Below are 7,768 nucleotides of genomic sequence, written 5' to 3' on the forward strand. Positions count from 1 at the left end.
GACTCTAGAGGGACTCTTACTCCTCCGTCATGAGAATGCCCTGAGCCGAAGGCTGTTGGTGACCACGAACACCGAGGAGAACGCCATGGCCGCGCCCGCGATCATCGGGTTCAGAAGACCGGCGGCGGCCAGCGGCAACGCGGCCACGTTGTACCCGAAGGCCCACACCAGGTTCCCCTTGATCGTGGCGAGCGTCCGCCGCGACAGCCGGATCGCGTCCGCGGCCACCCGTAGATCCCCGCGCACCAGCGTCAGATCGCTCGCCTCGATCGCCGCGTCCGTCCCCGTGCCCATCGCCAGACCCAGGTCGGCGGTGGCGAGCGCGGCCGCGTCGTTGACGCCGTCGCCGACCATGGCGACCGTCCGCCCCTCGCCCTGGAGCCGCCTGACGACGCCGACCTTCTCCTCCGGCAGCACCTCGGCGATCACATCGCCGGAGTCGATGCCGACGGCCCGCGCCACCGCCTCGGCAACCGCCCGGTTGTCCCCGGTCAGCAGCACCGGCGTCAGTCCCAGCGCGCGCAGTTCCCGTACGGCCTCGGCGCTGGTCTCCTTGATCGCGTCGGCGACGGTGAGGACACCGAGTGCCACGCCGTCCCGGGCGACCACGACGGCCGTCCGCCCCTCCGCCTCGGCCCGGGCCTTCGCACCGGCCGGCCCGTCCGGGAGCTCGCCCGCGAACCGGCCCACCGTGACCTCGTGCCCGTCCACGCGCCCGCGCACGCCGAGCCCGGGCACGTTGTCGAAGTGCTCCGGCGCCGGAAGGTCACCGACGCGCTCCTGAGCCCCTGCTGCGACCGCTCGGGCGATCGGGTGCTCGGAGGCGTGTTCCAGGGCTCCTGCGAGCCGCAGAACCTCCTTCTCGTCCGCGTCCTCCGCGACGTACACCCCCTGAAGGGTCATCCGGCCGGTGGTGACCGTTCCGGTCTTGTCCAGGACCACCGTGTCGATGCGGCGCGTGGACTCCAGGACCTCGGGGCCCTTGATCAGGATGCCGAGCTGGGCGCCACGGCCCGTACCGACCATCAGCGCGGTCGGGGTGGCGAGGCCGAGCGCGCACGGGCAGGCGATGATCAGCACCGCGACGGCCGCGGTGAACGCGGCGACCGTGTCACCGGTGACGCCGAGCCACACCCCGAACGTGCCGAGCGCGATCAGCAGCACGATGGGCACGAAGATCCCGGAGATGCGGTCGGCGAGACGCTGCACCTCGGCCTTGCCGTTCTGGGCGTCCTCGACGAGCCGCGCCATCCGTGCGAGCTGGGTGTCCGCGCCGACCCGGGTCGCCTCGACCACCAGCCGGCCCCCGGCGTTCACGGTCGCGCCGGTCACGGAGTCCCCCACGGACACATCGACCGGCACCGACTCGCCCGTCAGCATGGACGTGTCGACCGCGGAGACGCCCTCTACGACGGTCCCGTCGGTCGCGATCTTCTCGCCGGGCCGTACGACGAACCGGTCGCCGACGGTCAGCCGCGCCACCGGAACACGTACCTCACGGCCGCCCACCCGTCTCCCACCACCGGCCTCAACCGAGAGCGCTTCGCGCTCGCCCTCCTCGTATTGCAGGACCGCGACGTCCTTCGCGCCCAGTTCGAGCAGCGCCTTCAGGGCCGCGCCCGCGCGCCGCTTGGAGCGGGCCTCCAGATAGCGGCCCAGCAGGATGAACGCGACGACACCGGCGGCCACTTCCAGATAGATGGTCGAGGACCCGTCCGTGCGGGAGACGGTGAAGTCGAAGCCGTGGTGCATGCCGGGCATCCCGGCGTCCCCCCAGAACAGCGCCCACAGGGACCAGCCGAAGGCGGCGAGCGTGCCGACCGAGACGAGCGTGTCCATGGTGGCCGCGCCGTGCCGGGCGTTGGTGAAGGCGGCCTTGTGGAAGGGCAGTCCGCCCCAGACGACGACGGGCGCGGCGAGCGTCAGGGAGAGCCACTGCCAGTTGTCGAACTGCAGGGCCGGGACCATCGAGAGCAGGACCACGGGCAGGGCGAGCAGGGCGGAGACGGTCAGGCGCTCGCGGAGAGACGTGAGCTCCGGGTCTTCCTCGGGGACCGTGGGAGCTTCGGGCTGTTCGGGCTGCGGCGGCGGTGGCTCCTCGGCCGTGTAGCCGGTCTTCACCACCGTGGCGATCAGATCGGCGACCTGGATCCCGTCGGCGTACGAGACCTTCGCCTTCTCCGTCGCGAAGTTCACCGTGGCCGTGACGCCGTCCATGCGGTTGAGCTTCTTCTCGACCCGGGCCGCGCAGGAGGCGCAGGTCATGCCGCCGATCGTGAGTTCGACCTCGGAGCGCGCGGCCTCTTCTATCGGTGCTTGTGCTTGTGCTGGTGCTGCGGTGCTGGTCATGTCCGGACTCCAGACAACGGACCGGACCGTGCGGAGCCAGTATCAGCTGGTCGGCACGGCCCGATGCGGAGAGCAGATGCTGGCGGTTCAGGCCTTGCTGACGAGTTCGAAGCCCGCCTCGTCGACCGCGGCGCGCACGGCCTCGTCGTCGAGGGGCGCGGCGGAGACCACCGTGACCTCGCCGGTTGAGGCGACGGCCGTGACCGAGCTGACGCCGGCGATCCCGGAGATCTCACCGGAGACGGAGCCTTCACAGTGCCCGCAGCTCATCCCGCTCACCTTGTAGACGGTCGTCACGGAACCCGGGGTGTGGGTCTGTGCGGTCATGTCGTTACTCCTCGGGGAGGCGTGTGGGGCTTGCGTGAACCACACTGTACCCCTAGGGGGTATTCACGGATATTCACCCAAGAGAGTCGGCGGCGGGGTGGGAGTCCGCGTCCAGCAGGGGCTCGAGGTAGCGGTGCATCGCCGTCTTCAGCTCGGTGATGTATGCCTCCCGCTCCGCGCCCTCGTGGGACATGACCAGGTCCAGGCCGGCCTTGAAGAGGGCGAGCACCATGTTCGCGGTGCGGGTGCGCTGGTCGGGCGGGGCGCTCGGCAGGTAGCCCGCGACGATCTCCTCGATGCGGGTGAGCGAGGCCTCGTGCAGGGTGGTGTGATCCTGAGTGATCGATCCGGGGGCATCGGGGCCGTGCAGCAGGATGCCGAAGGCCGGGTTCTCGACGTTGAACGCGATCAACGGGTCGAGTGCCCGGTCCAGCATCTGCTCCAGCGGCAGTCCGATGTGCTCGTCGGCGAGCGCCCGCTCCTGCGACTCCTGCCACTGCCGCATCAGCTGGTCGCTGAGGCCGATGGCGATCGCTTCCTTGTTCGGGAAGAACTGGTAGAGCGTGCCCGGGGAGACGCCGGCCTCGCGGGCGATCGCGTTGGTGCTCGCGGCGGTGTAGCCGGTGCGGCAGAAGACCGTGGCCGCGGCCTCCAGGAGTTGGGCGATACGGCGCTCGCCGCGGGCCTGGCGGCGGCGCGGCCTGGCCTCCTGGTGCTGTTGCTCGGCCTGCTCCGTGGCCGGTCCGGTAGCCGGCCCCTCGGTCTGCTGACTCTTGGGCACGCGTTGTCCCCAGCTCTCGGAACGCGATTGACAAACACGAGCGGTCGCTCGCATTCTTGAGAAACGCGAGTGATGACTCGTGTTTGCCAGTCTAGTGGCAATGGACGACCCATGCTGCCTGCACGGATGTACGGGATGCGGGGTCACGGTGAAGGGGACACCGCGTCATGTCCGAAGTCAACAGCAGGGGCGGGCGGGAGAGGGCGGACGACGCAGGCGTGCGGCCGGGCGGCTGGACGCGGTTCGTGACCGCGCGGCCCCGGCTGTCTCTGCTCGTCGCGCTGCTGCTCACGGCGTTCGCCGTGGTCGCCGGCAGCGGGGTCGCGGACCGGCTCGGCAGCGGCGGCTGGCAGGACCCGGCCGCCCAGTCCACGTACGCTACCAACGCGCTGGAGCGGGAGTTCCCCGCCTCGCAGCCCAATCTGCTGCTCCTCATCGACTCGGGGGGCAGGTCCGTGGACGAACCGGCGGTCGCCGCGGAGGCACAGCGCCTGACCGCGCGGCTCGCGTCCGAGCAGGGCGTCACGGGCGTCGGCTCCTACTGGCAGTCGGGCGCGCCCGCGCTGCGCGCCAAGGACGGGCACGAGGCGCTGATAGCAGCCCACATCACGGGCGAGGAGAAGGCCGCCAGCGACACCCTGGACCGCATAGCGCCCCACTACCGGGGCGCGCACGGCCCGGTGCGGGTCACGGTCGGCGGCCCGGTCGCCGTGCGGTCCGAGATGCAGACGACCATCCGTGAGGACCTGACCCGCGCCGAGCTGATCGCCCTGCCGATCACGCTGGTGCTGCTGGTGATGGTCTTCGGCAGCGCGGTGGCGGCCCTGCTGCCGCTCGGCATCGGCATCGTCGCCATCCTGGGCACCAATGCCGTCCTGCGGGGCCTCACGGAGCTCACCGACGTCTCCGTCTTCGCGCTGAACCTCACCACGGCCCTGGGCCTCGGCCTCGCCATCGACTACGCGCTCTTCATCGTGCGCAGGTTCCGCGAGGAACTGTCCACGGGCGCCGACCCGTTGGGCGCGGTCGCCGTCACCCTGCGGACGGCGGGCCGCACGGTCCTCTTCTCCGCCCTGACGGTCGCCGTCTCCCTGGCTGCGATGCTCGTCTTCCCGCAGTACTTCCTGCGCTCGTTCGCCTACGCGGGCATCGCGGTGGTGCTGCTGGCCGCGGCGGCCGCGCTGGTGCTGCTCCCGGCGGCGCTGATGCTGCTGGGCCACCGGGTGAACGCGCTTGACCTGCGACGGCTGCTGCGGCGCGGAGGGTCCAGGGAGTCCGGTGAGGGGGGTGCCTGGGGCCGGATGGCGGCCCTGGTGATGCGGCGCGCTCCGGTCTTCGCCGTGGCCACCACCGTCGGCCTGGTGCTCCTCGGACTGCCGTTCCTGGGCGTGAAGTTCGGCACGGCGGACGACCGCCAGCTGCCCTCGGGCGCCGAGTCCCATGTGGTGCAGCAGCACATCCGGGACGGGTTCCCGGGCAGCCCCGGCGGCGGTCTTGAGGTGCTCGCCGAGGGACAGGCGACCCAGACGCAGTACGCCGCTTACAAGGACCGGATCGCCGCGCTGCCCGAGGTGCTGCGGGTGGACGGACCGCTGGTGAAGGGCGACAAGGCGTACTTCGCGGTGCAGCCGAAGGGCGAGGCAGTGGACTCCGGCGCCCAGCGGCTGGTGGGCGAACTGCGCAACACCCCCGCCCCGTTCGACACCTCGGTGACGGGCACGGCGGCGGTCCTGGTCGACAGCAAGCATGCGATAGCCGACCGGCTGCCCTGGGCGGCGGGCTTCATCGCCGCGGTCACCCTGCTCCTGGTCTTCCTGCTGACCGGAAGCGTGCTGATCCCGGTCCAGGCGGTCCTGCTCAACGCCCTGAGCCTGACGGCAATGTTCGGCGCGGTGGTGTGGGTCTTCCAGGACGGTCATCTCTCGGGCCTGCTCGGCTTCACCAGCCCGGGCTCGATCGAGACGACCCTGCCGGTCCTGATGTTCTGCGTGGCCTTCGGCCTCTCCATGGACTACGGCGTGTTCCTGCTGTCCCGCATCAAGGAGGAGTACGACCGCACGGGCGACCATCGCGAGGCGGTGCGCTTCGGACTGCAGCGCACCGGCGGGCTGATCACCGCGGCGGCGGTCATCCTGGCCGTGGTGATGGTCGCGATCGGGACCTCCCGGGTCACCAACACCAAGATGCTCGGCCTGGGCATCGCGCTCGCGGTCCTGATGGACGCGATGGTCGTCCGCAGCCTGCTGGTCCCGGCGGTGATGCGGCTGACCGGCCGTGCCACCTGGTGGGCCCCGGCGCCGCTGCGGCGCTTCCACCAACGGTTCGGGCTGCGCGAGGAGGAGCCCGCGGCCGCCGTCGAGGAGAAGGAGGCGGACAGGGACCGGGACAAGGCCGGGGCGCGCGGCTAGCGTTCCGCCGGAGAGATGATCTCCAGGGGTACTGGCGGTCGCGGACACGGTCGGAGGGTGCGGTCCTATGCGTGCGGTGGTGTTCGAGCGGTTCGGGGAGCCGGCCGAGGTGCGCGAGATGGCGGACCCCGAGCCGTCCGGGCACGGGGTCGTGGTGCGGGTCGAGGCGACGGGGCTCTGCCGCAGCGACTGGCACGGCTGGATGGGGCACGACCCGGACATCAGCCTGCCGCATGTGCCCGGGCACGAACTCGCCGGTGTCGTCGAGGAAGTGGGCGCCCGGGTGACCCGCTGGCGGCCCGGCGACCGCGTCACGGTGCCCTTCGTCTGTGCCTGCGGCAGCTGTCCGTCCTGTGCGGCGGGCGACCAGCAGGTGTGCGAGCGGCAGACACAGCCGGGGTTCACGCACTGGGGGTCCTTCGCCCAGTACGTGGCGTTGGAACACGCGGATGTCAATCTGGTGGCGGTGCCGGAGGAGATGTCGTTCCGGACGGCTGCGGGGCTGGGGTGCCGGTTCGCCACGGCGTTCCGCGCGGTCGTCCAGCAGGGCCGGGCGGCGGCGGGGGAGTGGGTCGCCGTGCACGGCTGCGGCGGTGTCGGCCTGTCGGCGGTGATGATCGCAGCGGCATCGGGAGCGAGAGTCGTGGCCGTCGACGTATCACCCCGGGCCCTGGATCTGGCCCGGAAGTTCGGGGCGGCGGAGTGCGTGGACGCGACGCGCACCGAGGACACGTCGGAGGCGGTCCGCACGCTCACCGGCGGTGGCGCCCACGTCTCCCTCGACGCACTCGGCTCCCCGGCGACCTGTGCCGCGTCGGTGAACGGTCTGCGCCGCCGGGGCCGGCATGTCCAGGTGGGCCTGCTGCCGTCACCGACCGGTACCACCCCGGTCCCGATGTCCAGAGTGATCGCGCTGGAGCTGGAGATCCTCGGCAGCCACGGCATGGCGGCTCACACCTACCCGCCCATGCTGGAACTGGTCCGCTCGGGCGCCCTGCGCCCCGACCTCCTGGTGACCTCGACGATCCCGCTGGACGCGGCCCCGGACGCACTGACGGCCATGGGAACTGCCCCGGGCCAGGGAGTCACAGTCATCGAACCGTGGAGCTGAGACGACCGATCTCCGGAGACCGGCCGCGACGGACGACGTGACAACGTGCGAGTGGCCCACCCCGGTCGGGGACGGGCCACTTGAACGGGTCACTTGAACGGGCCACTTGGCGGGAGAGGAGAGGCGTTCAGGACTCTCCCCGGCTGCGGTTGCGGGGGCGGGAGGCCACCCAGGCTCGGACGGTGTCGGCGTACCAGTAGGGTTTTCCGCCCTCCACATGGTCGGGAGGAGGAAGCAGTCCGTGCTTGCGGTACGACCTCACGGTGTCCGGCTGCACCCGGATGTGCGCGGCGATCTCCTTGTACGACCACAGCCGACGGTCGGTCATCAGTAGCACCTCCCTGCGCGCACCGCGGCGGCGGCCGGGGGAAGGCCGTCGGGGGAGCCGGGCGCTGCGCTGGCGATCACAAAGCCTGTGATCTGTCAACGACACGCAGCGCGCCGGGACAGGGCCTGTGGAACGGGTGTGACGGATGACCCGCATACACGGGACATCTGTGACAGTGAGGTGTTCTTTGTGACACGGATGATGAATTCGCCGGGGGCGGCCTGCCGGCCTGCCGCAGCCGGCCTGCCTGCAGCGGAACAGGGACGGCCCAGGGGGCGCCCACCGAGTGGGCGCCCCCTGGGCCGCGAACAAGGAGGAGATGTGCGTGAGCAGCGGCTCGGCCGTGGGGGGGGCGGGGGGCCCGCCCCCCCCCCCCCGCCCCGGGGGATTGGGCCGCGGCCCCCACGGTCAGGGAGTGGCGCGCCCCCCGCACCGCCCGAAAATACACCCCAGGCGCCGGGGCC

The 7,768-nt window shown here is 71.5% G+C and carries 6 protein-coding genes; 2 read left to right on the forward strand and 4 right to left on the reverse strand.

Annotated elements, in window-relative coordinates; genetic code table 11:
- Positions 1–27 precede the first annotated feature (27 nt).
- The 3 genes from ABT186_RS41545 to ABT186_RS41555 all read right to left on the reverse strand — a co-directional run bounded on the left by ABT186_RS41545 (position 28) and on the right by ABT186_RS41555 (position 3,511).
- A complete protein-coding gene (locus ABT186_RS41545; protein WP_351929534.1) occupies positions 28–2,349 on the reverse strand; it encodes a heavy metal translocating P-type ATPase in 2,322 nt (773 codons plus the stop codon).
- Positions 2,350–2,436: 87 nt separating this feature from the next.
- Positions 2,437–2,676 carry a heavy-metal-associated domain-containing protein gene (locus ABT186_RS41550; RefSeq protein ID WP_351236100.1) on the reverse strand — a complete coding sequence of 80 codons (240 nt, stop codon included), beginning with the start codon at positions 2,674–2,676 and terminating at the stop codon, positions 2,437–2,439.
- 73 nt (positions 2,677–2,749) lie between these two features.
- The gene (locus tag ABT186_RS41555) at positions 2,750–3,511 is read right to left on the reverse strand and encodes a TetR family transcriptional regulator (protein WP_502973491.1); all 762 of its coding nucleotides are present in this window, start codon (positions 3,509–3,511) and stop codon (positions 2,750–2,752) included.
- A 113-nt stretch (positions 3,512–3,624) separates the two neighbouring features.
- On the opposite strand from ABT186_RS41555, the gene ABT186_RS41560 reads away from it, so the two are divergent.
- Both ABT186_RS41560 and ABT186_RS41565 read left to right on the forward strand, forming a co-directional pair.
- Positions 3,625–5,865 (forward strand): MMPL family transporter, encoded by a 2,241-nt coding sequence (locus tag ABT186_RS41560; protein WP_351236104.1) that lies wholly within the window; start codon positions 3,625–3,627, stop codon positions 5,863–5,865.
- A 67-nt stretch (positions 5,866–5,932) separates the two neighbouring features.
- Positions 5,933–6,976, forward strand: coding sequence for a zinc-dependent alcohol dehydrogenase family protein (locus ABT186_RS41565; protein WP_351929536.1), 1,044 nt, complete (start codon positions 5,933–5,935; stop codon positions 6,974–6,976).
- A 127-nt stretch (positions 6,977–7,103) separates the two neighbouring features.
- Here ABT186_RS41565 and ABT186_RS41570 read toward each other — a convergent pair whose 3' ends face one another.
- Positions 7,104–7,304, reverse strand: a complete 201-nt coding sequence (locus tag ABT186_RS41570; RefSeq protein ID WP_351236108.1) for a helix-turn-helix transcriptional regulator — start codon at positions 7,302–7,304, stop codon at positions 7,104–7,106.
- Positions 7,305–7,768 lie beyond the last annotated feature (464 nt).

The sequence above is a fragment of the Streptomyces sp. NPDC001634 genome (assembly GCF_040298185.1).
Taxonomy (GTDB): domain Bacteria; phylum Actinomycetota; class Actinomycetes; order Streptomycetales; family Streptomycetaceae; genus Streptomyces.